The sequence below is a fragment of the Adlercreutzia equolifaciens DSM 19450 genome (genome assembly GCF_000478885.1).
Classification (GTDB): domain Bacteria; phylum Actinomycetota; class Coriobacteriia; order Coriobacteriales; family Eggerthellaceae; genus Adlercreutzia; species Adlercreutzia equolifaciens.
On the sequence record NC_022567.1, the window covers coordinates 74,096 to 98,826 of the forward strand.

The 24,731-nt window shown below is 57.9% G+C and carries 12 protein-coding genes; 5 read left to right on the forward strand and 7 right to left on the reverse strand.

Going from position 1 to position 24,731, the window contains the following annotated elements; translation table 11 throughout:
• Nucleotides 1–191: 191 nt before the first annotated feature.
• Nucleotides 192–1,343 (forward strand): C40 family peptidase, encoded by a 1,152-nt coding sequence (locus AEQU_RS00310; RefSeq protein ID WP_022738130.1) that lies wholly within the window; start codon nucleotides 192–194, stop codon nucleotides 1,341–1,343.
• Here the strand turns inward: AEQU_RS00310 and AEQU_RS12195 are convergent.
• Nucleotides 1,340–1,834 (reverse strand): helix-turn-helix domain-containing protein, encoded by a 495-nt coding sequence (locus AEQU_RS12195; RefSeq protein ID WP_175282520.1) that lies wholly within the window; start codon nucleotides 1,832–1,834, stop codon nucleotides 1,340–1,342. The two genes, AEQU_RS00310 and AEQU_RS12195, sit on opposite strands and share 4 nt — an antisense overlap.
• 613 nt (nucleotides 1,835–2,447) lie before the next feature.
• Here AEQU_RS12195 and AEQU_RS00315 point away from each other — a divergent pair.
• From AEQU_RS00315 to AEQU_RS00330, 4 genes are read left to right on the forward strand one after another with little or no spacing between them, the layout of a single operon-like run.
• Nucleotides 2,448–4,007, forward strand: coding sequence for an ABC transporter substrate-binding protein (locus tag AEQU_RS00315; protein ID WP_009305519.1), 1,560 nt, complete (start codon nucleotides 2,448–2,450; stop codon nucleotides 4,005–4,007).
• Between the two features lie 17 nt (nucleotides 4,008–4,024).
• Nucleotides 4,025–5,002: an ABC transporter permease gene (locus AEQU_RS00320; RefSeq protein ID WP_009305518.1), complete on the forward strand. Its 978-nt coding sequence runs from the start codon at nucleotides 4,025–4,027 to the stop codon at nucleotides 5,000–5,002.
• Nucleotides 4,986–5,801 (forward strand): ABC transporter permease, encoded by an 816-nt coding sequence (locus AEQU_RS00325; protein WP_009305517.1) that lies wholly within the window; start codon nucleotides 4,986–4,988, stop codon nucleotides 5,799–5,801. Before AEQU_RS00320 ends, AEQU_RS00325 begins: the two co-directional genes overlap by 17 nt.
• On the forward strand, nucleotides 5,798–7,279 hold the full coding sequence (locus AEQU_RS00330; RefSeq protein ID WP_009305516.1) for an ABC transporter ATP-binding protein: 1,482 nt from the start codon (nucleotides 5,798–5,800) through the stop codon (nucleotides 7,277–7,279). Before AEQU_RS00325 ends, AEQU_RS00330 begins: the two co-directional genes overlap by 4 nt.
• Before the next feature lie 9 nt (nucleotides 7,280–7,288).
• Here the strand turns inward: AEQU_RS00330 and AEQU_RS00335 are convergent, their stop codons facing one another.
• From AEQU_RS00335 to AEQU_RS12820, 6 genes are read right to left on the reverse strand one after another with little or no spacing between them, the layout of a single operon-like run.
• The gene (locus AEQU_RS00335) at nucleotides 7,289–8,050 is read right to left on the reverse strand and encodes a thioesterase II family protein (protein ID WP_013981123.1); all 762 of its coding nucleotides are present in this window, start codon (nucleotides 8,048–8,050) and stop codon (nucleotides 7,289–7,291) included.
• A gap of 22 nt (nucleotides 8,051–8,072) precedes the next feature.
• Entirely contained in the window at nucleotides 8,073–9,485 is a 1,413-nt protein-coding gene (locus AEQU_RS00340) for an SLC13 family permease (protein ID WP_244874829.1), read from the reverse strand.
• Nucleotides 9,485–10,468 carry a Gfo/Idh/MocA family oxidoreductase gene (locus tag AEQU_RS00345; RefSeq protein WP_009305512.1) on the reverse strand — a complete coding sequence of 328 codons (984 nt, stop codon included), beginning with the start codon at nucleotides 10,466–10,468 and terminating at the stop codon, nucleotides 9,485–9,487. Before AEQU_RS00345 ends, AEQU_RS00340 begins: the two co-directional genes overlap by 1 nt.
• Nucleotides 10,465–11,487 (reverse strand): NAD-dependent epimerase/dehydratase family protein, encoded by a 1,023-nt coding sequence (locus tag AEQU_RS00350; protein WP_009608947.1) that lies wholly within the window; start codon nucleotides 11,485–11,487, stop codon nucleotides 10,465–10,467. The genes AEQU_RS00345 and AEQU_RS00350 overlap by 4 nt, the downstream gene beginning before the upstream one ends.
• Nucleotides 11,484–16,877 (reverse strand): non-ribosomal peptide synthetase, encoded by a 5,394-nt coding sequence (locus AEQU_RS00355; protein WP_009608914.1) that lies wholly within the window; start codon nucleotides 16,875–16,877, stop codon nucleotides 11,484–11,486. Before AEQU_RS00355 ends, AEQU_RS00350 begins: the two co-directional genes overlap by 4 nt.
• The gene (locus tag AEQU_RS12820; RefSeq protein ID WP_084280247.1) at nucleotides 16,874–24,721 is read right to left on the reverse strand and encodes a non-ribosomal peptide synthetase; all 7,848 of its coding nucleotides are present in this window, start codon (nucleotides 24,719–24,721) and stop codon (nucleotides 16,874–16,876) included. Before AEQU_RS12820 ends, AEQU_RS00355 begins: the two co-directional genes overlap by 4 nt.
• Between the last annotated feature and the right edge of the window lie 10 nt (nucleotides 24,722–24,731).

Consider the following 24,731-nt stretch of genomic DNA (forward strand, 5'->3'; position numbering starts at 1 on the left):
GTGCGCGGGTCGCCCGCGCAATCCGGCGGCGCAATGTCCCCAAGGAACGCGCGCGCACGACCTTCCCGTCCGCAGAGCGCGGCGAACGTCGCACGCCGAGGGGTTGCGCGGCATCCTGCGGGTCAAGCCGCGAAGCATCGAGCCCTTCGCCGAGGGCGCCCCGGCCGGCGAACGCGCGCGCCCGAGAAGCCATGCGCACGAGGGCGCAGGCGGCGTCGCGCGCACGCGCGGCCCGGGCATCCCGCAAAGCTACGGCGAAGGGCGCGAACGCCGCCGCGCGGCGGGCGGCAAGCAGCGCGGGCCGGTTCGCGCGCATGGCCGCGCTCCAGGCGCGGGCGGCAACTGCGGCGCTCACCGGTCTTGGGTCGTCCGCTGCCGCAGTGGTCGTGGTGACATGCCTCGCGGCGTTCGTCGCCACCTCGGCGTTCGGCATCTTCCTCATGGGCGGCGACATAGGCGACGGCAACCCCCCGCTCCGCGAGGTGGTGGCGGAGATAGACGCCGAGCACGCCGCCAAGGTGGAGGAGGCCAAGGCGTCGGCGGAATGCGACGAGGTTTCGGTTTCGGGCGGCAAGAGCCCGTGGAAGGAAACCCTCGCCGTGTTCGCGGTCAAGCTGGCGGCAGACGCCGAGAACCCGCTCGACGTTCTGACGCTCGACGCCGCGCGGCAGGGCGCGCTGCGCGCCGTGTTCTGGGACATGAACTCCATAGAAACCGAGATAGAGGAAGCCGAGCCGAGCGATTCCGACGGCGAAGACGCCCCGCCCGCCAAGGTGCTGCGCGTCACGCTCTCGGCCAAGACGGCGGAGCAGATGGCGTCGGCCTACGGGTTCGACGCGGGGCAACTCGAAACGCTGCGCGAGCTTCTGGACGAGCGCCACGACGCCGCATGGCGGGCCGTACTCCACGGGATCGCGGGCGGCGCCGCCGACATCGTGGAGATCGCCTCGAGCCAGCTGGGCAACGTGGGCGGCAGGCCGTACTGGTCATGGTACGGGTTCGAGAGCCGCGTGGAATGGTGCGCGTGCTTCGTGAGCTGGTGTGCGAACGAGTGCGGGTACATCGATTCGGGCGCGGTGCCCAAGTTCTCCTACTGCCCCACGGGCGTGCAGTGGTTCAAGGCCGCAGGCCGCTGGCTGCCGGGAGGCAGCGCGCCGGCGCCTGGGGACATCGTGTTCTTCGACTGGGACGGAGACGGCGTCTCCGACCACGTGGGCATCGTGGAGTCGTGCGACGGCTCCACCGTGCGCACCATCGAAGGCAATTCGGACGATGCGTGCAGGAGAAGCGCCTACGGCGTCGGAAGCCCTTTCATTATGGGGTATGGGGCGTGCTCTTTCTAAGAAATCTCTATCCATCTTGCCAATAAAGGCAGCTCCAAATGACGCAAAACATCGTTGCACTCGTAGATGGTTAGGCTGTCGTTCATGGACAGCAACTCTCTGTATGCCTCATGAAGCTTACACCCTCCAAGGTAATAACCCGCCGCATTGAAAAGATTCTCGGATTCTTCCAAAGAGAGTCCGAGGCCTACGCAAAATTGCATCACTGTTTCTGGTTTAGGACGATCTGCAAGTTGACCATATTTGATTCGCTCGTAAGTTTTCTCCGACAGCAAAGTACGTCTGCAGAACTCGCTTTTTGAAATGCCAAGCTTCAAGACGTACTTCGCAGAAAGCAGAGAAAATGGTGCTGTCTCTCTTTCTGACCCGCTGCTATCGTGTTCGATTGACGCTGGAGTGCCATAAGCTTTCCCCATCGTCTTCTTGAAGAGGCGGTCTCTTAGTCGATAGCAACACTCCGTTACTTTTTGAGTAATGGCATCCTCCTTCACGGCTGGGCACCTACCTCGGTTGGCGCTGCCAGCGCAATAAGCCCTGGGGGATTTAGTCTTCAAGGTCGAACTCCCTCAAGCCAACCTCCTTTTGGCGCCTGCGTTGTTTTGCTCTCAAACCGAATTGCTCCCGGGATGCATGCTTTTCACTGTCTCCATCAGAAAAAGAAGAGGGCGTAATCGCAAGCTATTTGCAAAGCGTGCCTTTCTGACCACATGGCTAAAAAATCTTTGCCACCTGCAAGCAAAAAAGCGCGTGCAGGGAGCTAGTGGGCTGGAGAGACCGATTTGATTCTGAGGATATCAGGAGACCCCCTTCGTCGCTTCAAATACACTTCTCTACTACTCGCTTACGACATATTGCCGAGCCGGGTATCAAACCAGTTTTTCTGTTAATCAAACTAAAACTGATTTGTAAAACACGGCTTTAAAAGAACGGTTGTGCAGGTTTCAATCGAAAGCCACCAACAAAAAAGTTAGACATAGAAACCTTTTATCTTTATAATGTCCTTGTTCTAATTGGACAGTGTCTATCTAAATATAAAGGAATAGATGCTGATGTACGGGATGATATGAAAAAATGATTGGAGCGGATATGTCACAAGATGAAACAATGCTGGGGAAAGGGGTTCTTTCTCGCCGTGACTGCGTGAAGCTGATGGGAGGCTTCGCCATCGCCATGGGCACGGGGTCGCTGCTTGCTGGCTGCTCGTCGGGCACCAGTGATTCCGGCGAGGGCGCTTCTCAGTCGGATGAGACGCCCAAGACGTTGCGGGTTGCCATGATGGGCAGCTCGACGGACACGTTGGATCCAGCCACCTTCAGCACGCTTCTTCCGTTGGCGATTGCGCTCAACGTGTACGACTCGCTTATCCTCCTGCGCAACGGCGTGGTGGAGAACTCGCTTGCCGAAAGCATCGAACCCAACGAGGATGCGAGCGCTTGGACCGTCACCCTTAAGGACGGTGTGAAGTATCATGACGGCGAGACCGTCACGGCTGAAGATGCGCTCTACAGCCTCCAGTACGCCGGCACCTCACCCATGTACTCGTCGTTCTACGCGAACGTCGATTGGGAGGGCAGCTCGGTTGTGGACGAGCGCACGTTCACGCTCCAGCTTCTCTCGCCGCAAGCCACCTTCTGGGACGAGGTCGTTTCCGCCGTCACCTTCGTGTTCCCGGCGGGCAGCGCCGGCGACGATTTCTCTGGCGACATCGGCAGCGGGCCCTTCAAGCTCGTTTCCTTCTCTCCCGACACTGGAGCCGTGCTTGAGAAGAACGCCGATTACTGGGGAGGCGCTCCGGCCATCGACACGGTTGAGATCGTCCCCATCACCGATCCCGAGACGAGGTACACGGCGCTCACGAGCGGCGAGGTCGACTTCGCCCACCAAATCTCGACGACGAACGCGGCCACGCTCGAAGGCCAGTCCGGCTTCAACGTTTTGAACGGCGGCATCGAGAATTCGAGTTCTTTCCGCTTCTGCCTCAACGCGTCCGCCGCGCCTTTCGATGATCCCGAGGTACGCGAGGCCCTCAAGCTTATCGTCGACCGCCAGACCATGAACGACACCATCTTCCGCTCTGCGGGTGTGGTTGGCAATGATGTGCTTGGCCAGGGTATGCCGGGCTACAATGATTCCCTCGAGCAGCGTGCTTACGACTTCGACACCGCCAAGAAGGTGCTCGAAGAAAAGGGCGTGACCGAGCTCGAGATCACGACCGCCGAAACCACCACCGGCGTCAACGATTCTGCAGAGATGCTCAAAGCCCAGCTGGAGAAGGCGGGCATCACGGTGTCGGTGAAGGAGATCGATCCGACGACGCTGTTCTCCGACATGAACAACATCTACGGAGCGCAGATTTTCGCAACCTATCTCATCAATCGCCCGTATATCGCTTCGGCCGTCATGTACACCGGTGGCAGCTCGCCGTACAACTTCAGCCAGTGGAAGGATGACGAGTACGATTCCCTCTTGGCCCAAGCAACCTCGGCAGTGGATGAGGCCGACCGGGCGGAACTCCTCAACCAAGCACAGGAGCGTCTCTGGGCCGAGGGCGGCGATATCGTTTGGGGATACTGCGCCGATCTGAGCGGGCAGGTAGATGGCCTCGACGGCATAGACATCACGCTCTCGGTGCCTCTGTTCGCCAAGGCAACCCTCTCCGCTTAGCGAATCGGACGAAGGGCATGTCACCGAACGCCGACCGTACGGGAGGGCACCGCGCACTGCGGATACTCTCCCGTATTCTCCTCTTCGCGATCTCGCTGATCTTCACGTGTCTGCTCGTGTTCCTCGCCCTTGAGGCTCTGCCCGGCGATGCCGCCACGCAGCGTCTCGGATTACAGGCGACTCCCGAGCGTGTGGCCGAGCTCACGCAGCAATACGGCCTCGACAAGCCGGTACTCTATCGTTTCGTTCTCTGGTGCGCTCATGCGCTGCAGGGCGACTTCGGAACCGTTCTTGCGTCGGGATTACCCGTAGCCGACGCTATGGTCGGCCCTCTTGCGCGAACTGGAGTGATTTTTGCGATCTCGCTTGTTTTGGTGATTGTGGTCGGCACGGCTGGTGGCATTTTCGCGGGTCTTCATGGCGGCAAGGCGGCAGACAAGATTGTGAGTACGCTTGCGCTTGCTGTTGTGGGAACACCCGAGTTCGTTGTCGGATTCTTTCTCATCTTGGTGTTCGCGACGCAGCTCGGGTGGTTTCCCGCCGTATCGCTTCTTCCCGTTGGGAGTGGCTCGATGTTCGACAAGCCCATCATCATGGTGCTTCCCATCGTCGCCATATCCCTCATCGGGGCTTGCACCCTTGTGCGCCCGGTGCGCGCCGTGGTCGAGCGGGAGAACCAAACGCTTCATGTCGAATCGGCCCGACTTTCTGGTCTGCCGGAAAGAAGGGTGATCGTCAAAAACCTCTTGCCCGGAATCGTCGCCCCCGTTGCGCAGTCGGCGGCTTCGGTCGTACCTTATCTTATTGGCGGCACGGTCATCATTGAATCCCTTTTCAGCTTTCCCGGCTTGGGCACGCTTCTTGTCAACGCCGTGCTCAACCGCGAGCCCGATTTGCTCATGGCTTGCTCGGCGGTTGTCATAGCGGTGTCGCTTGCGGCTTTCTGGATTGCCGACGGGTTGGGAAGGAGGCGGTCCCGTGAGATCGAAGCGTAGCATTAGCGAGAAGCTGCTCTCTTGGCCCGATCTTGTGCTTCTCGTCTTCTTCATCGCTTTTCTCGCTCTTGCGCTCGCCGGATCGCTTTCCCCGGCAGACGGGACAAGCACCGTGGGGGCCGCGTTCATGCCTCCGAGCGCCGAGCATCCTTTGGGCACCGACGGGCTTGGCCGCGATGTTTTGGCGCGCCTCATGCACGGCGGCGCGCACCTTATCGCCGTTGCCGCTGTTTCCACCGCCGTCGCCGCTGCCGTGGGCGTGGCTCTCGGGTTCGCCGTGAGTGCGAAGGGCAGGTTCGCCGATGTGTTATCGTACCTGCTCGATCTGCTGCTGGTCATTCCTTCGATACTCGTAGTCATGGTTCTTGTGTTCGGGCTTGGTTCGGGAGTGGGGACGATGATCGTGGTGACCACGGCGGTGTCGGCACCCTACATAGCTCGGTACACGCGCTCGCTCGTCCGTCCCGTGGCCGCATCGCCTTATGTGACGGCGGCGCGCCTTTCCGGCGATTCGGCGGCGAAGACGGCTGTGCGCGAGGTGCTTCCGAACTTGGCGGTTCCCTTGGCAACCACGGTGGGCATGAGGTTCATCAACTCCGTCTATCTTGTTGCGACGGCCGCTTTTCTCGGGTTCGACCCCCTCGGAACGGGCTCCGACTGGGGAACCATGATACAGACGGGCGTCACGGGCATCAGCCTGAACCCGTGGGCCGCGCTTGCTCCCACTATCGCGATTGCCTGCATCACCATATCGGGCAATCTTCTGCTTGATCGAATAGGGAAAAGGAGCAACCTGTGACGAACGGATCGGACGCGATTGTCGAGATAGCGGGCCTTTCGATTGCAACTCTCGGGGGTAAACGCGTTATCGACGATCTGTCGATAGAGATTTTGGCCGGAGAAAACCGCGCTCTCGTCGGAGAATCGGGGTCGGGCAAAACCACGCTCGCCCTCGCGCTCATGGGACGCATCCGCAGCGGCCTCGTCCACGAGGCCGGAACGATCTTCGTCGACGGGGCGAACGTGCTTTCTCTCAAAGGCTCATCGCTGAGGCGCTACCGGGCGGAAACGGTATCGTGGCTGTCGCAGGATCCCGCTCTCTCGCTCACGCCCCACATGACGGTGCGCGCGCTGCTGTCAGAATCCGTCCCGATGGACGACGAGGACGCGCTCGGCTTGCTTGGCAGGGTGGGCCTCTCGGGTGTCAAAGGGCTGCTCGACCGGAGGCCGCGCTCGCTTTCCGGAGGGCAGCGTCGACGTGTGGCCATCGCCAAGGCCATCGCGTCGAAACCTCGCGTGCTTATACTCGACGAGCCCACTGCCGGCCTCGACGGAGCCACCGCCGATGAGGTCGTGGCCACCATCAAGGGAATCTGCGCCGAATCGGGAATGAGCGTTGTCGCCATCACCCACGACCTTGATGTGGCCGGCAAGTTCGCCGAATCCGTCACCGTCCTCAAAGAGGGCTGCGTTCTCGAAACGGTTTCGCATTCCGAGCTGATGAACAACCCTGGAACCGATTACGCCCGCAAACTCGTTGACGCCCAGCGGCTTGAACGGCGTCCCGGCGATGAAATGGATTCATCCGCCGGTGCCCCTGTGTTTTCAGCATCAAGCTTCGATGTCGTGACGCCCGACGGCAAGGTTGCAACGAGGAATGCCGCGTTTTCGATCAATCATGGCCGGGGGCTTTCCCTTTTCGGGCCTTCGGGGTCGGGCAAGAGTACGATTGTCAGGGCCATCACGGGAGAGCGCCCTGCGGAAAGAGGTTCTGTGGCGCTCGATTTGGGCGATGGGGATATGCATGTTCTCGCGCGCTCGTTCAAGGATCGGTCGCAAACCGAGCTTGCCGCCGTGCAGATGGTGCCGCAGGATCCTGCGACAAGCCTCAATCCCGCGCTTTGCGTGGACACCCAGCTTTCTCGCGCCGTCAGGCGGGTGCATCCTCGCTGGTCGAGGAAAGAGGTGAGGGAGCGGGTCTCGGAGCTTTTGGCCTTGGTGCGTTTGCCCGACGAGATCAAACGCCAGCACCCCCGCTCGCTTTCGGGTGGACAGGCCCAGCGCGTTGCCATCGCCCGGGCCCTCGCCCATGAGCCCAAGGTGCTTGTTTGCGACGAATCGACCTCCGCCCTCGACCCCACCACTCAAAAGGACATCCTCGATACGTTGAACCAGCTGAAACGAGACGAGGGCTTGGCGCTTGTCGTTGTCACCCATGCGGAAAGAGTGGCGCGCTACACCTGCGAGGAGGAAATCGCCGTGCCTTTCGAGGGTTAGTGTGGCGATCTAGACGCTGGATTGTCTGTTGTTGTGCAGCGTTTCGACTAGAGCAGTGGCGACTTGGGAAACATCGTCCATGAAGTAAAAATGCCCTCCTTGGAAATGCCTCATCTCGAAGAAGCCTGTCGTAACGTTTGCCCAATCCCTCATTTCATTCTCCAGAGCTTCCGGATCGTCCTTCCCTAAGAAAGCCGTAACGGGACAGTCGATGCCCATCTCATAATTTTCTGTAGGAACGTACTCTTCTATCAGTTTGTAGTCGTTCCGAATGATCGGCAAAAATATATCGCAGAGTTCGTCTATCTCGAGCACCTCGGGAGATATTCCGCCTACGCGAAGCAATTCTTCCCTAAATTCGGCATCGTCATAGAGGTGGACGTGGGCCTCTCTGATGCTCGAAGGAGCTTCTCGGCTTGATACTATCAAATGCGAAGGGCCATGCAGTTTATCCAGCGCTGCGATTCGAGCTGCTTCATGGGCAAGGGAGGCCCCCATGCTGTGTCCGAAATAGGCAAAAGGTCGATCTTCAAAATATGCGGACGCTGCTTTGGCGATTCCCTCTGCTACAAACGAGAAATCGTCTACGAGAGGCTCCGATATTCTATTTTCATGACCTGGATAGCAAATAGCGTAGACAGGAAGTTTCCTGCGAATCTCGCGTGCGACAGATCTGAATGCATTGGGTCCTCCGCCCGCATGGGGCACAAATACCAAAGCTGTTCCTCTCGCTTGCTCTTTCTGATTGAGATCGACTATCCAATTGTTCACGCTTGTCCTCCTAGGAGCGATCCTACAAAACGTCTGCAAGAAAAAGCCAGCCAGTCACGAGTACCTGCTGAACAAGCGCAAGGCAAGTCATGGGAGCGCCAAGCTTCATTACGGTCTTTTCGCCGTACCCAGCAAGCTCCATGCCAGAGGCAATCGATGCCTGATGCATCGAAAGAAAAAACTGGCTGGCAATCATTTGGTATGCGATCAGAACAGCGCCCGCATCGCTTACGCCCAATCCCGCTACATCGCCGAACGATATCAGTATGGGAAAAATAACGACAGCGGTGGCCAACACTGATCCTATCAAAGTATGGATGGCCAATGATATTGCTGATATAAAAATGACGGTTGACAGAATATCGCTTGGTAAAGAAGCTGGGAGCGCCGTATCGGCAATCCACTGGCTCATACCTGTGGCTTCGCCTACAGATCCGATCGACAACGCACAGGTGAGGAATACAAGAGTTCCCACGGGAACGTCTGCAAAAGCTTTTGCGTCAAGTACTCCGATTCGAGGTAGGAACATAAGCGATGTGAGAAGCATAGTTCCCCACGCTATACCTATTCCCATGAAAGGGTAAAGCAACCAGAATGCAATCATCAGAGAGAGCCACAAAGCCATCTTCTTTTCTTTAGGGCTCAATCTGCCAAGGTCTTCTAACGAAGCGCGGCTTTTTACCCCATCTACAAAGACCTTTCCAGACGGCTTAAACACTCTTATAAACAGAACTGTCACTAAAAATAAGTAGATGATGTTGGGAATGCCTATAGTGCTGAACCAGCCAACCCAGCTCAACCCTAATTCGGAATATTCAACAACGAGTGTATTGAGGGCTGGTTCCGAAGTCAAAAAGATAAGTGTCGTGGGAACTGCAAGCGCAAAACATGCAAAATTGATTACAGCGGCATCCGTCTCAGATACGCTATTTTCTTTGCACACTTCTTTTGCAACTGCCAATATGACGAATGTTCTTGCAAAGGCGCTTGGAATGATCAGTGCGAACAACAGCTCTATGACGGCTATCGCTGCAATGAGCGATTGAAAACCTTTGACTTGACCGGATGCGCAAATACTCAGAGCTGCTCTTCTAGCAAGTCCAGACCTTTCAACTCCAGAAGCTATGAGAAACGCGCAAAGCACCAGCCATAGACCGCCTCCTTCGTTCGTCCAGCCAGAAAAAACTGTTAGCGGATCAGAGGAGTTCGTGATGAGCAGTAGCCCCATATACAGCATGCCCGTAATTGGGGCCGGCATCACTCCGCTTGCCCAAAACGATAAAGCACCGAGAGTGAGAGCAAGCTGAATACGTGCTGGGCTTTCCAACTCCGGCAATGGAAATATCAAAACGAGAAGCCCAGCGGTCAAACCTACCGAAGCAACAATGCCTTTTAAATGAAGCTTTCCAAATGACGCTGTTCGCTCGACTACCATTAACGACGTTGCCTCAATTCGCTTGGGGCACCTAAGGCCGAAGTAAACTCTTGCCAGGCTAGGCATGCGGAAATCTGGAATTGGGTTGTGGCAAGGGAGTTGCGCTCTCCAAGTCTCTCCGAGAGCATATTGGCAATCCCCTTCGGCCACTGTTCAGCGAGGATAGAATTATATGCCTCTGCTCTCCTATGAAGAACGTTAATACTTGCGCTTTCGACGGTTGAGAGATTCGAGCTGTCGGCTGCTGCCTTTCCGACATGAAACCGTGGCGTCCAAAGAACATCTCCGTAAACGTCGCATAGGGACAGAATGCCTTTATCCGAGCAAACATCCATCCGCATCAGGGCTATGGCATTATTGTCTGGGTCACTGGAATCCATTTCGTTTTGGAATCGAACGGAAAGGGGAACTCCTCCTACTTCTCCGACTAGGATGTCAAAAGGACCGGCATCTGCTATCTTCTCCAATCTGAAAGGATGCAAGCTTCCGGCCACTTTCCCAACCACCTCTACAAAAGGGTATGCTACTTGTACGCATGTAGTCACATCTATGCTTAGCAATTCGTGTTCCTTGCGAAGGGAAGCTGCGGCATCAATGAAGCGCTTAACCGAATCGAGATATGGATAGAAACCGTTAAGCATGAATTTGCAATCATGTTCTGCAGCGCATCTGGTCAGCTCAAGAACCTCGCTGCTATGCATGGGCTGCTCTTGGATTACGTGAATGCCCTTCTCGAGGAAGGAGCGAGATATTTCAACTCCATCTCCTCCAACCATGGCTGATCTTACCACGACACAAGCAAGATCTATGTTTGCCGGAACGGCATTAGCCCCTTGATACAGAGGAACTCCGTATGATGCAGCCAAGGCGGCGCTTCTCTTGCTCCCCCTGCCTACAATACCAGCCAGCTCTACATCGTCGGCAATCTTAATGCCCTCGGCATATACGCTTCCGAACGTGCTCCCCACAACCACGGCTTTCATAACTCGCCTTCCTCGACTTCAAACAAAGACTTTGACGGTGCAATTTCGATTCGAGCACTCTTAGACAAAGATAGAATTCCGTATATCGCCAGTTCTGGATCAAGCAGATCGGGCAAGTTGTATACGCCATTGGGGATGCTCCCAGCAAGGAAACTCTCTATGGCATAGCATGCCACTGCTGCAGTTAGCTCATAGCTGTCGGCCGATTTAACAATGTAGGCCATTTCTCCAGAAGTTGCAGCCAACGTATAAAATGCCTGTCTACCCATAGCATCGATGGATGCGGCTATGCTGATTTTCTTGCTTGCTTCTTCGAGGCTCTGGGTTTTCGACAACTGTGCGTCGACAAGAGCCTTGCAAAACAGATCACCTACAAATACGTTATACCATTCAAGTCTTGGAAGTGCCTCCTTCTCGGCTATGACTCTCGCCTCTTCTGACAAAAAGGCTCTGCAAAACGACCCTTCGGGAAAGCAAGAGGGGGCGGGGGTTGGATCGTGGTCAAGTTCGCGGACTGCGCCGCTACGCCACATGGAGCCATTGTTGCCATATCCCGACGTATCGGACATGCTCAAAACTAGATCCGCCGCAGCACCCAGAGAGATATCTTGGACTCCCCCGGCAAAGCCAACAATATCCTGTCCTTTGTTTGCGGAAATAGCCATCTTTAGTAGAAGACCCGAGAGCCCCGGCACCATTCCTGCAGAAAATACAACCGGTGTTTCCGCCGATTCGTCAGCTAGGGTTTTGCACAGGTTTTCGCAGCCGGCAACGTCAAAGTATGCAACGCCTGAGCTTATGGCGGTTCTTGCTGCTGGTTCGCTCAGTAGATACGCGGGGCCAGCGCAGTTGACCACCGCATCGCATCCATCGAGAAATCTTGACAAAGAACTAGGGTCTGTCATGTTGACGATGAATCCGGCCGAGCGAGAACCGAGGCGAAGCTCGTACCCCTTAGCTTTCAGCATGTCGGCAAGCAGTGATCCAACATGCCCGCTCGACCCAAGCACTCCGATCATCGAAGCCCCACTCTCTTTGCGACATCTTTTGCGTGTTCTCCGGATATGCAGGTAAAGTGATCTCCTTCTATATCTTGGGTGTCTATCCCCATGAGGGCGACGCTGTTCCAGAAAACCGTTTCATCACCACCGATGTTCTTGAATAGCCCCATTCTTCCACTGTCTCGCAAAAAGTGGATAGGGCCAAGATAGGGTTTTGATTCGTATTCCATTACTGCAATCAAATTATGTTTGAACGTCCTGTAAATTTGGGTCAATCTTTCTACGACGTTGCTATCGGCGGTCACGGTTGAAAGTATCCTACGCATGCGCTCGTTCGAATCTAGGGAGGCAATCTTCTTCAGTTTTTCGACAACAGGGCCTTCACCATCGAGAAGATCCAATACTCCGGGGTGTCGGATCTGGGCATCAGCGATTGCGTTGGCGAAGGCTTCGTCGTCTTTCGGATACCCGAGGTCTTCAGTTGGGGCATTAAGTACGCGAGCAAAAGCATACTCAATCATTACGTCTTCGGTGATTTTGAACGGGAACCCATATGAGCTGATGACAAAGAGATCGGCAACGGTTTCTCCCTGCTCCATCAGGTTTCTTGCAATCTCTGTTGCGATCAAACCTCCCATGCAGTATCCCACTATCCTAAAGCTGCATCCATTCCATTCCGAGAGGCGGTCGGCATACTCTCTTCCGAGGGTTTCTATAAGAGATCGGGTGTCATAATCCAAGGCTTTTTGCATGTCGGGCATTTGCACACCGATGATGAGTTTGTCACCCGAAGCGCTAATAAGGTCGCGGTATGGGTCAAGAGTGCCTGTTCCGTCATGCACCAATACGTTAACGACGCCATCTCCGTTTCCGTCTTTCAATACGACAACAGGCGCCATCTGCCCTTTGGGCGCGGCCTTTTCTGCTTCTTCTGTACTGGAGAGCGCGAGTGCGAGTGAGCTGACCGTTGGGCTTTCCATCATCTTTCTCAAAAGCCACTCCCATTCAAGCTCAGCCGCTTCGTCTACGTTCTTCTTTATCTGGGCTGCGAGTTTGGTGGCCAAAAGCGAATCGCCTCCAAGCTCAAAGAAGTCATCATCCCTCCTGACGCTATCTGCTCCGAGTACTTCAGAAAACTCTACAGCTAGGCGTGCTTCCAAATCGCTACGGTAGCTGTCTCTCTCATCTCCGATGCCCGCAGTTTTCGACTGCGTTCTTCCGAGCAGTGGTAGGCGTTTAAGCTCGGCTCTGTCAACCTTTCCGTTTCTCGAAAGGGGAAGGGTGTCGATTATCCCAATGGCTTCAGGAATCATGTATGAGGGAAGGGTTTCTTGTGCGGCTGATACCACATCATCGACCGAAAGCGCGGCTATATCAGCCTTTGCTTGTGCGACTATCAGGTGCTGGCCAAAGAGATCCGGTTCTTCGTTCGTAGGAGAGCAGTCCGTCAAGCCAAAACCTGCTTTTGCGAGGATTCCGCTCCATTCGTCGAGGTTAAGGAATACCTTGCTGGTTCCTGCACGCAAATCCGAGTACTCCATCCCGAGGGCATCTTGGAAATCCATGCTGACCATAAGGGGAAAGCTCTCGCGCGTGGCCTCAATAAAGGCCAAAATGCCTCCCGGAGAAAGAAGGGATTTGATTTGCCCCAGCCCTGCAAGGACATCGATGCAATTATGGAGTACGTTTGCGCCTACGATGAGATCAAATGAGTTGTCTGCAAGTCCCTGAGTTCTGGCATCCTTATTGACATCGTAGATGGCGTAGCCAATCCAGTTTTTACCTTCGTAGCGATTTCGGGCTTCAGAGAGGAAGAATTCAGAGATGTCAGTAAAAAGATATGTGCTCCCCGTTCCCTCAAGCGCATCGATGAGCGAGTCGCTGCTGCCTCCCGTACCGGCCCCGACCTCAAGAACTCTCAACCCACCCTTGATGCGCGCAAATTCCGAAACCATGCTAACTAGTGTGGAGTTGAGAGTTTTGGAGGCTAGGTTGTCCCTGTAGGTTGAAGCGGCTACATCAAAACCACCTTCGGGAAAAAGTATGGATAAATGATCCACTTTCCCCGACACGAGGCCGGATAAGGAATCTATGCATGTGTGCAAAAACGACAAAAGCCCTTTGCTGTACTCGACTTTCAGTTCCAAGGATTCGAGCTGTTGCCATAAAGCTTCAATGTCGCCTCTCTTATAATCGTCCGAGAAGCAAAACGAGTCGCCCTTTGCATTGAGCGCTTTCATGTCGACGAGAGACTTCGCCCATCTCTCTAGGAGCCTTCTGTTCCTCTCTTTGGCATTGAGTCCATGCATCATGTCATCCATTGAGAAGCCATCTTTGCTAACGGCATCTGCTATCAAATTCATCATGGCCGACAAGCAGACCTCGTCAACTTTGCGGCAATACTCTGCAACTTCGTTGACAGCCATTTTGCTGAAGCGATCTCTCATACATTCTTTCATGGCGACCGTAGATCTCTTGAACAAGGATTCTGCCTTGTCGGGATTGACCTTTTCGGCGATGACTGCGGCGAGAAGATGCTTGTCGGTTTTATCGTTGTCGGCAGCAAATGCGACAGCCTTGTCCACTCCCGGTGCCTTTTCTAAAGCGGCTTCCACTTCGCCTAGCTCGACGCGGTAACCCCGTACTTTAATCTGCTGATCTGCACGCCCGAGAAACTCGATGTCGCCGTTTTCCAGGTATTTGCCCATGTCGCCGGTTCGATAGCATTTCACTCCATCCCGCATTATAAAACTCTCGGATGTTCGAACAGGGTCATTGAGGTAGCCCGAAGCAAGGCTCTTTCCGCTAATGATGATTTCACCCGGAACGAGAAGAGGCAGCGATTCAAGTTCGCGTCCTACGATATCAAACTCCTGGTTGGCAAGAGGCTTTCCGTAGGGAATGCTTGCCTTTTCCGAATCCGATGGATTGATTTCGTGGAAGATCGACCAGATTCCTCCCTCGGTGGCACCGCCGAGGCTCACCATTTTCAAGTGAGGGATTTTATCTGCGATATCGTTGGGTAGAGAGACGGGTATCCAGTCGCCAGACAAGAGAGCGAGCCTCAAGGAAAGAGAGGGGACATCCGGAGCCGTATCAAGGTAGTAAGAAAGCATTTGCATCTGCTGGGGGACAGAATTCCATATCGTTACCTTGCGTTTAACAACTACGTCGCACCAGCTCGACGGATCATTAAGTGATGAGGGTTCGGGGAAGATAAGCTCTCCTCCGACGGAAAGGATTCCAAATATATCATATATAGCTAGGTCGAAGGTTAGCTCGGCCAATCCGATGATCTTGTCGCTCTGCCTAACGTTGAATCGAGAATTTATGTCGGCGATGGTGTTCCACGCGGCGGCGTGGCTCACCGCCACCCCCTTCGGCACCCCGGTGGAGCCGGACGTGTAGATCACGTAGGCTTCGTCAGATGGCAAAGTCCGATCCTCGAAGTTAGCGGAAATGTCATCGCTTAGGATAAGGTCGATATCCATAGCCTCTTCTTTGCCGGCCAAGTCAAGCCTTTCGAGGGTTTCAGCTTTGGCGAGAACCGCGCCCACTTCCGCATTGCCCATAACGGTGTCGACTCTTGATCGAGGATGGTCAGGGGATAGAGGAATAAAGGGAGCGCCGGCAAGGCTGCAGCCGATCACCGCAACTACTTGTGCAATGCTCTTCTCAAGAATGATCGCAGTCCGAACTCCTCGCTTTAACTTATGGGCCACTTTGAGGGAAAGCGCCCTCAGCTCCGCATATGTCACAAACTCATCTCCCAATCGCACGGCGGGGAGCTCTGGATGAGAGAGGGCTGTCTTCATAAAGTCTGAGTGGAGGGTACTCGACACTATTTCTTTGCCGGTGTCGTTTGCTGCGATACGAACAAGTTTCTGCTTTTGAGGTAAATGGACTATTCGTGTCTCTTCCCATGTCGCTTTGCTCGAGGCAAGACTTCTAAGGGTCTGTTCGAAGGATGAAAAGGCATCTGAAACCAGACCGTCAGGGAAGACTCCAGCGCGCTCATCCCAATTGATTACAAGAGACCCATTCCACTCCATCGCTTGGCAGTCAAGCCATACTTGGGGGGTTTGTGAAAGTCCGCCGATGACTCGAGAGCCACGAAAGAGGCTTGTTTCACTCAAGGACGATCCTCCGCGTAGGCCGATGCTGCTCGTGAAAACGAACGGCATGAGCGCCCCACCGCCCGCACGTCCACGTCGTCGCGCGATCTCTCTCAGCACGGAGACTCCGGAGAAGCTTCTATGTTCAAGATCCGACCATAGCTGTGATTGCGCTGCACGAGCGCGGGAGAAGAAGGGCGCGCGCTCGTCACGAATCAATCCCAATAGGCTTGACATTGTGAAATCACCGACCGTACGCATGATTCCAGGAATGTCGTCCCCCCTGTTCAACATTGTCATATTGATCGTGAAATCCGATGATTCCGCCCACAGCGCCAAAGTGTCCGAGAATGCAGCGACCAATGCAGCTGTGGGGGTAACCCCTTTCTCTGCGCTTGTGCGACGGAATTCTGCCCATTCGTTATCGGTAAGGCTCATCTGGTGCCTAATGAATCTAACTCCCGTTCGCACGTCAGGATTCGGCCCCATGGGAAGCATAGGGGCGGGAGGCAATTCGTCAATGCGTGCCGACCAGTATTCCTCATCTGCTTTTAGAGAAGGGCTGGAAACTCCTCGGGTTTTTGCATCCATGACAAAATCTCTGAAGGAAATCTCGTCGCTGCTATCTAGTTGCTCGCCGTCATATGCCCGAGCCAGATCATTGAGGATTATGGTAATGCTCAAAAAGTCACAAAGAGCCAAGTTGACTGATATGTGGAGGATTGACTTAATCCCATCAGTACTCACTTTCAGTTCGTACGGATGGACCGAGGTTGCATAATCCTTGTGATCCATGGTTCTACGACATTCGGAAGCGACCTCTTCTAAGCTTCGCGATTCGGCTTCGACGAATTCAATCAATCCCACATCATATTCTTCCAGCACCTGCTGATAACCGTCTTCAGAAATGACCGAGTGAAGTACGTCATGCCGAGCCACCACTTTTCGCCATGCGTTGTTCAATCGCTCGAATTCAACGCCTCCCAAGCTAATCTCCATGTACCCTTGGCATCCCACTCCGCCGTAGGGATAAGCTTCGCTCTTGCCAAGCTGATAAGCTTGCTGTATGTCTGTAAGAGGATAAGGATCGTACCTTTTCTCGGGCTCGCGCTTTATCGGGCGAGGTTCGTTGAGGGCTGCGATTACAGCATCCCTGTTCTTCTTTATCAGGTTAGCCCTTTCTACCGTCATGGCTCCAGATGGCGCTCTGAATTTTAGCTTTCCGTCCTCGACCCATAAACGTATTCCCGCATCTGCCATCTCTTCAAGAAGGCATCGGATCTCGTCCATCATAGGGTTCCCTCCTCATATGTGTCCCCGCATGTCGTATCTATCTTTTGGCAGATTCCGGCTACAGTCGGATCGGATATAAATTCTTGAAGTCCAATTTTGAATCCAAGACGCTTTTCCAAAGCGCTCGTCATTCTCATGGCCATGAGGCTGTCGCCGCCCAGCTCGAAGAAGTTCGACTCCCTTCCGACGGGCCCCGCATCGAGCAGCTCCTCCCACACCGACGCCACGGCGCGCTCCGCTTCGGTGGCCGGTTCGGACAGGGAGGATGCGGACGGGGCCGCTTCGGGGGCCATGCCGGCCAAGGCCTTTCGATCGACCTTCCCGTTCGCGCTCAAGGGCCACTCGTCTAGGACCGTCACGTCATGGGGGACGAAGTAGGAGGGAAGGAGCCCGGCCACGCGGGACAGCACCCCGGCCGGATCCACGTCAGCCCCCTCGTCGGCGACCACGAACGCATGCACCACCGAGCGCTCGCGCTCGCCGGCCACGACGGCCACGGCCCCCTTCACCCCGGGGCATCCGGCCACGGCGGCCTCGACCTCGCCCAGCTCCACCCTGTGGCCGCGTATCTTCACCTGCTGCTGGGAATCCTTGCGACCGAGGAACTCCAAGACGGCTCCGGGCCAGTAGCGGCCCATGTCCCCCGTCCGGTACCAGCGCCCCCCGTCCTCGACGAAGGAGGCGGCCGTCTTCCCCGGATCGCCCAGATACCCGTCGGCCAGGCTCCCCCCGCCGATCCACAGCTCGCCGGGCACCCAGTCGGGGCAGTCGAGGCCGTCCTCGCCCACGACGCGGAAGGACTGGTTGGAGAGGGGTCTGCCGTAGGGGATCGAGCTCCACGACGGATCGACCTCCCCGACCTCGAAGTAGTTCGACCATATGCCGGCCTCGGTCGCGCCGCCCATGGCCACGAGCAGCACCCCCTCGGGCAGCTTCGAGCGCAGACCCAGCGGCACCCAGTCGCCGGAGACGAGGGCCAACCGCAGACCGGCCGCGGCCCCGGGGCCGTCGTCGAGCATCACGTCCAGCAGGGCGGGGGCCGAGTTCCACACCGTCACGCCCCGGGACGAGACGAGCTCGCGCCACGCCGATGCGTCGCGGCGCTCCTCCTCGTCGGGCAGCACGACGGCGGCTCCGAACGAGAGGGCCCCGAAGATGTCGAACACGGAGAGGTCGAAGTCAAGGGCCGACACGCCCAGGACCGCATCTCCCGGCCCCATGCCCCATCGGCGCACGACATCGGCGATGGTGTTCCACGCGGCGGCGTGGCTCACCGCCACCCCCTTCGGCACCCCGGTGGAGCCGGACGTGTAGATCACGTAGGCCAGCGCGCGCTCGGAGGGGCCGGCGGGCGCGGGGAGGGGGTCGGCCGCCTCGAGGCGGGCCAGCTCGGTGGAGTCGACGCACAGGGACGCGCCCGCCTGTTCGAGGATGAGCGCCGCGCGGGCCTCGGGCTGGGAGACGCCGACGGGGACGTACGCCGCCCCGGCGGCCAGCACGCCCAGCACGGCTGCCACCTGGCCGGGCCCCTTCGGGAGCCTGACGGCCACGCGGTCGCCCTCGCCCACGCCGGCGGCGGCGAGCCCCCCGGCGATGCGCAGGGCGCGGCCGGCAAGCTCCCCGTAGGTCGCCTCGCCGTCGGCTCCCCACCGCAGCGCCGGGGCATCCGGCTCGGCCTGGGCGCGGGCGAAGAACCGTCCGTGGAGCGTCCCGCCGCCGAGGTCGGCCCCCTCCGAGTTCGCCTCGGCGCGCGCCGCGCGCTGCGAAGGGGGCAGCAGGTCGGGGAACGGCTCCGACCAGTCTGAGGCCGCCAAAGAGGAGACGGCCGAGCAGTACGCATCGAACATATCGGCGATCATTCCGTCGGGGAACAGCTCGGACACGTAGTCCCACGAGAGCATGACGCCGCCGCCTCTCTCCATGGCTTGGTGGTCGAGCCACACCTGTGGAGTCTGGGACAGGCCGCCCAGATAATCCATGAAGCCGCCGTCGAGATCGAACCTACTCAGGCCGAGGGCGCTTGTGAACACCACGGGCAGAACCACTCCGGAGGTCCCTGCGGAGCGCGCCAGCTCGCGCTGGACCCACACGGCCGAGACCGCCCTATGCTCCAATCCTCCGGCAAGCTCGTTCTGGACGCCCCTCATCTGGGCCTCGACGGACGCGTCGGCCGAGGGGCGGCATGCCACCGGGAGAAGGGTGGTGAAGTCGCCCACCACCTTGTCTATGTCGGGATGGACCTCGGGGCGGTCGAAGATGGTCAGGTTCAGCGTCACGCCGCCCCCTCCGCTCCAGGCTGACAGCACCCTCGCGTAGCAAGCAAGCAGGACTGCCGAGGGTGTGATGCCGTGCAGCCGGGCCTTTTCCTTGACCGCCGACCATTCGGGCTCGGCAACCGTCCGCCACAGGCGCTCGAACCTCCCTTCCCCGACCGTCGAGGGGTCGGCGGCGAGGGGGAGCTGCGGCGCGGGCGGCAGCTCGGGCAAGCGCGAGCGCCAGTAGCCCTCCGCCTCTTCAACCTCGCGACCGTCTCTCCGGTGCCCGACGACGAAATCCCTGAACGTCAGGCCGATGCCGGGGAGGTCGGCCCCGGGGTTCTCGTAGAGTTCGGCCAGTTCGGCGAGAACGGTGCTCATGCTCACGCCGTCTACCATAGTGTTGTCGAAGCCAATACCGACAACAGCACCGCTGCTATAAACTGCCGAGAGAGCTTCAAAGCCGGGAGATTTCGTTAGATCTATCGATCTATGCGACATTGCTTGTTCGACTATTTTACGAGCATCTTTTGAATCCATTGCATTTTGGACAGCCAGAGGTAGATTCAGATCAGATGATCGATACACCTGCTGCTTCTCGCCATTCTTGACTAGAAGAGTGCGCAAGGCTCCGTGACGCTCGAGCAGAATCCTCCATGCTGATGCAAATCTGTCGTGACTGTATTCGCTAGTTTCAAACATGAAGAAGCAATAGGATCCTACCTTGCCCAAGTCGAGACCGCTGGTCCTTCCTATGGTGTATGCCCTCTGTACCTCGGTGAGGTCGAACGGCTCAAATCTCAACTCTTCATTGATAGTGATTGCCTTGGAGTTATTAGGAGACGAAATGGAAAGCCCTTTGCAGAAGTCTGCAAGATTTCCTGAGGCGAAAAGCTCCTTTAGACTTGCTTTGATGCCAATTTTTGAAAGAGCGGAAATCATCCGCGTAGCACTTAGGCTGTCTCCTCCGTATTCAAAAAATCCATCGTAGCGGCCGACACGCCTTCCTCCAAGGAATTTTGACCATATAGACGAAACCTTTTTCTCGATTTCTCCATTTGGCTCAATATAATTGTCAGATGCATCACAGAAAGAGCAATACAATTCAGCCCAGTCTTTAACGCTTCCTTTATCCACTTTTCCGTTTCTGGATAGCGGCTGAGAAGGTAGGATTCCAAGATGCTCGGGAACCATATATGCGGGAACTTCTTTTTCTAGAGTAGAGCGGAGAAGTGTGAGGTCGATAGGTGGAGAAGTTCGGCTGGACAGAGAGATGAACAGGCCATCGTCGATTTTTACCCAGTCGGCACGCAATCCTTTCTCCGAAAGAGAGTCGATCCATTTCTCGGGAGAAAGCAGACCGCTCGGTTCCCCATCGCCAAATGCGCACTGGGCAATTGCAGCTGTTACCATTGCGGAAGGGGCAAACTCGGTGGGATCCACAATGAAAGCCCTGCCGTCTGCTGCTAGGGTTTCTCCAAGAGCACTTATTGCCTCAGAAGGTTCTTCCATGGTGTGAATTGCGTTTATCGACACCACAACATCGAAACGTGCATGAATATCTTGATCGACAACTTTTGTAAGCTTTGCTGTTCTCACTTTTTCTGAAAAGTCGTCTAGCCTTGTTTTGGCCATATCTAGCATAGATTGAGAAGTGTCGAGCAGATGGTATTCCGAGATAGTATCTGCGACCTCGGGGAGCAACAGGGCTGATATGCGTCCACTTCGGCATCCGAAATCAGCGACTTTAAGTTTGCGGCCAAGCGTTTCAGCCATTGCCTTGATTGTGGCGATTGCGTCCTTGATGATTCTTTGGGACGAGTTGCGAGAGAGAAAGAGGGCTTCAGGAGAGAACCTGTCGCTTTCGTACAACGTGGAAGGGTCTGCGGCTTCTGTCAGTATCTTTTCATAGAAATCAGCGGCTTCTTCCAATGTGTTGTCTCGGCATACTGTTGAGCAATTTGAAGTGTTGCGAGAGAGCATTTCCATAACCGCGTGATATCGTGAAGAAGATTCGTCACTCTGCTCGTTCGTAAAAAGCCTGTCATTCGACAAGCCTCGCTCTTTGATAAGAATATTAGAAAGCGCAGTGAGCCGCGTGTGTTCAGCTTCCCTGTTCTCGACTGGCGATCTCTCGCTAATCGAGGCGATGGGGGCTTCGCTGATGGCAGGGATTGCGACAGCAAAAAGATGCTCGCGCTCGCCGGCCACGACGGCCACGGCCCCCTTCACCCCGGGGCATCCGGCCACGGCGGCCTCGACCTCGCCCAGCTCCACCCTGTGGCCGCGTATCTTCACCTGCTGCTGGGAATCCTTGCGACCGAGGAACTCCAAGACGGCTCCGGGCCAGTAGCGGCCCATGTCCCCCGTCCGGTACCAGCGCCCCCCGTCCTCGACGAAGGAGGCGGCCGTCTTCCCCGGATCGCCCAGATACCCGTCGGCCAGGCTCCCCCCGCCGATCCACAGCTCGCCGGGCACCCAGTCGGGGCAGTCGAGGCCGTCCTCGCCCACGACGCGGAAGGACTGGTTGGAGAGGGGTCTGCCGTAGGGGATCGAGCTCCACGACGGATCGACCTCCCCGACCTCGAAGTAGTTCGACCATATGCCGGCCTCGGTCGCGCCGCCCATGGCCACGAGCAGCACCCCCTCGGGCAGCTTCGAGCGCAGACCCAGCGGCACCCAGTCGCCGGAGACGAGGGCCAACCGCAGACCGGCCGCGGCCCCGGGGCCGTCGTCGAGCATCACGTCCAGCAGGGCGGGGGCCGAGTTCCACACCGTCACGCCCCGGGACGAGACGAGCTCGCGCCACGCCGATGCGTCGCGGCGCTCCTCCTCGTCGGGCAGCACGACGGCGGCTCCGAACGAGAGGGCCCCGAAGATGTCGAACACGGAGAGGTCGAAGTCAAGGGCCGACACGCCCAGGACCGCATCTCCCGGCCCCATGCCCCATCGGCGCACGACATCGGCGATGGTGTTCCACGCGGCGGCGTGGCTCACCGCCACCCCCTTCGGCACCCCGGTGGAGCCGGACGTGTAGATCACGTAGGCCAGCGCGCGCTCGGAGGGGCCGGCGGGCGCGGGGAGGGGGTCGGCCGCCTCGAGGCGGGCCAGCTCGGTGGAGTCGACGCACAGGGACGCGCCCGCCTGTTCGAGGATGAGCGCCGCGCGGGCCTCGGGCTGGGAGACGCCGACGGGGACGTACGCCGCCCCGGCGGCCAGCACGCCCAGCACGGCTGCCACCTGGCCGGGCCCCTTCGGGAGCCTGACGGCCACGCGGTCGCCCTCGCCCACGCCGGCGGCGGCGAGCCCCCCGGCGATGCGCAGGGCGCGGCCGGCAAGCTCCCCGTAGGTCGCCTCGCCGTCGGCTCCCCACCGCAGCGCCGGGGCATCCGGCTCGGCCTGGGCGCGGGCGAAGAACCGTCCGTGGAGCGTCCCGCCGCCGAGGTCGGCCCCCTCCGAGTTCGCCTCGGCGCGCGCCGCGCGCTGCGAAGGGGGCAGCAGGTTGGGGAACGGCTCCGACCAGTCTGAGGCCGCCAAAGAGGAGACGGCCGAGCAGTACGCATCGAACATATCGGCGATCATTCCGTCGGGGAACAGCTCGGACACGTAGTCCCACGAGAGCATGACGCCGCCGCCTCTCTCCATGGCTTGGTGGTCGAGCCACACCTGTGGAGTCTGGGACAGGCCGCCCAGATAATCCATGAAGCCGCCGTCGAGATCGAACCTACTCAGGCCGAGGGCGCTTGTGAACACCACGGGCAGAACCACTCCGGAGGTCCCTGCGGAGCGCGCCAGCTCGCGCTGGACCCACACGGCCGAGACCGCCCTATGCTCCAATCCTCCGGCAAGCTCGTTCTGGACGCCCCTCATCTGGGCCTCGACGGACGCATCGGCCGAGGGGCGGCATGCCACCGGGAGAAGGGTGGTGAAGTCGCCCACCACCTTGTCTATGTCGGGATGGACCTCGGGGCGGTCGAAGATGGTCAGGTTCAGCGTCACGCCGCCCCCTCCGCTCCAGGCTGACAGCACCCTCGCGTAGCAAGCAAGCAGGACTGCCGAGGGTGTGATGCCGTGCAGCCGGGCCTTTTCCTTGACCGCCGACCATTCGGGCTCGGCAACCGTCCGCCACAGGCGCTCGAACCTCCCTTCCCCGACCGTCGAGGGGTCGGCGGCGAGGGGGAGCTGCGGCGCGGGCGGCAGCTCGGGCAAGCGCGAGCGCCAGTAGCCCTCCGCCTCTTCAACCTCGCGACCGTCTCTCCGGTGCCCGACGACGAAATCCCTGAACGTCAGGCCGATGCCGGGGAGGTCGGCCCCGGGGTTCTCGTAGAGTTCGGCCAGTTCGGCGAGAACGGTCATAACGCTAAGTGCGTCAAGCACCGTATAGTCGAAGCAGAATACAAGTCGAGTTTGCTTTCCTGATTCTTCATGCCAAGAAATTGAGACCACGCGATGAAGAGGGGGTTTTGCCAATGCGAATACAGTACGTTTAATCTCTTCGAGTTGCTGCTTTGCTTCAGAGCTATTTGCGCATTCAGCTCGCTCTATGTGTCCGATTTTGGAAGACGGTGCAATGGATTGAGTTCCGTCTTCTTCGACCGATGCTCTCATCATTCCGTGTCTCTTCTGCACTTTGCCCCATGCAGCATCAAGCCGATCAAGATCGATTTCGTCTACTGCGAATATCTGGCAGTAGGTTGTGCCAACGGTGGCTTGGCTGGATGAGTCTCCGCGGCTCACCAGATAAGCGTGTTGTATTTCCGTCAAAGGAAAACTCTCGTATTCTTTTGACGGATCTACCTCAATGAGAGCTTCCTGCTTTGGGGGAGCTTCTCTTTTCCTGAGCGTCTTGCAAAACTCACTTAGATTTTCCGTATCAAAAAGAAGCTGAAGGCGAGCATCCTCGTATCCGAGTGCCCGCACTCTGCCGATGACTCGTGATGCCATGAGGCTGTCGCCGCCCAGCTCGAAGAAGTTCGACTCCCTTCCGACGGGCCCCGCATCGAGCAGCTCCTCCCACACCGACGCCACGGCGCGCTCCGCTTCGGTGGCCGGTTCGGACAGGGAGGATGCGGACGGGGCCGCTTCGGGGGCCATGCCGGCCAAGGCCTTTCGATCGACCTTCCCGTTCGCGCTCAAGGGCCACTCGTCTAGGACCGTCACGTCATGGGGGACGAAGTAGGAGGGAAGGAGCCCGGCCACGCGGGACAGCACCCCGGCCGGATCCACGTCAGCCCCCTCGTCGGCGACCACGAACGCATGCACCACCGAGCGCTCGCGCTCGCCGGCCACGACGGCCACGGCCCCCTTCACCCCGGGGCATCCGGCCACGGCGGCCTCGACCTCGCCCAGCTCCACCCTGTGGCCGCGTATCTTCACCTGCTGCTGGGAATCCTTGCGACCGAGGAACTCCAAGACGGCTCCGGGCCAGTAGCGGCCCATGTCCCCCGTCCGGTACCAGCGCCCCCCGTCCTCGACGAAGGAGGCGGCCGTCTTCCCCGGATCGCCCAGATACCCGTCGGCCAGGCTCCCCCCGCCGATCCACAGCTCGCCGGGCACCCAGTCGGGGCAGTCGAGGCCGTCCTCGCCCACGACGCGGAAG

What these genes read in the sequence shown, in the direction of transcription:
- AEQU_RS00340 (WP_244874829.1), bottom strand. Translation starts at nt 9,485, where the DNA reads ATGGTAGTCGAGCGAACAGCGTCATTTGGAAAGCTTCATTTAAAAGGC.
- AEQU_RS00310 (WP_022738130.1), top strand. Translation starts at nt 192, where the DNA reads ATGCGCACGAGGGCGCAGGCGGCGTCGCGCGCACGCGCGGCCCGGGCA.
- AEQU_RS00350 (WP_009608947.1), bottom strand. Translation starts at nt 11,487, where the DNA reads ATGATCGGAGTGCTTGGGTCGAGCGGGCATGTTGGATCACTGCTTGCC.
- AEQU_RS00345 (WP_009305512.1), bottom strand. Translation starts at nt 10,468, where the DNA reads ATGAAAGCCGTGGTTGTGGGGAGCACGTTCGGAAGCGTATATGCCGAG.
- AEQU_RS00355 (WP_009608914.1), bottom strand. Translation starts at nt 16,877, where the DNA reads ATGATGGACGAGATCCGATGCCTTCTTGAAGAGATGGCAGATGCGGGA.
- AEQU_RS00315 (WP_009305519.1), top strand. Translation starts at nt 2,448, where the DNA reads ATGCTGGGGAAAGGGGTTCTTTCTCGCCGTGACTGCGTGAAGCTGATG.
- AEQU_RS00320 (WP_009305518.1), top strand. Translation starts at nt 4,025, where the DNA reads ATGTCACCGAACGCCGACCGTACGGGAGGGCACCGCGCACTGCGGATA.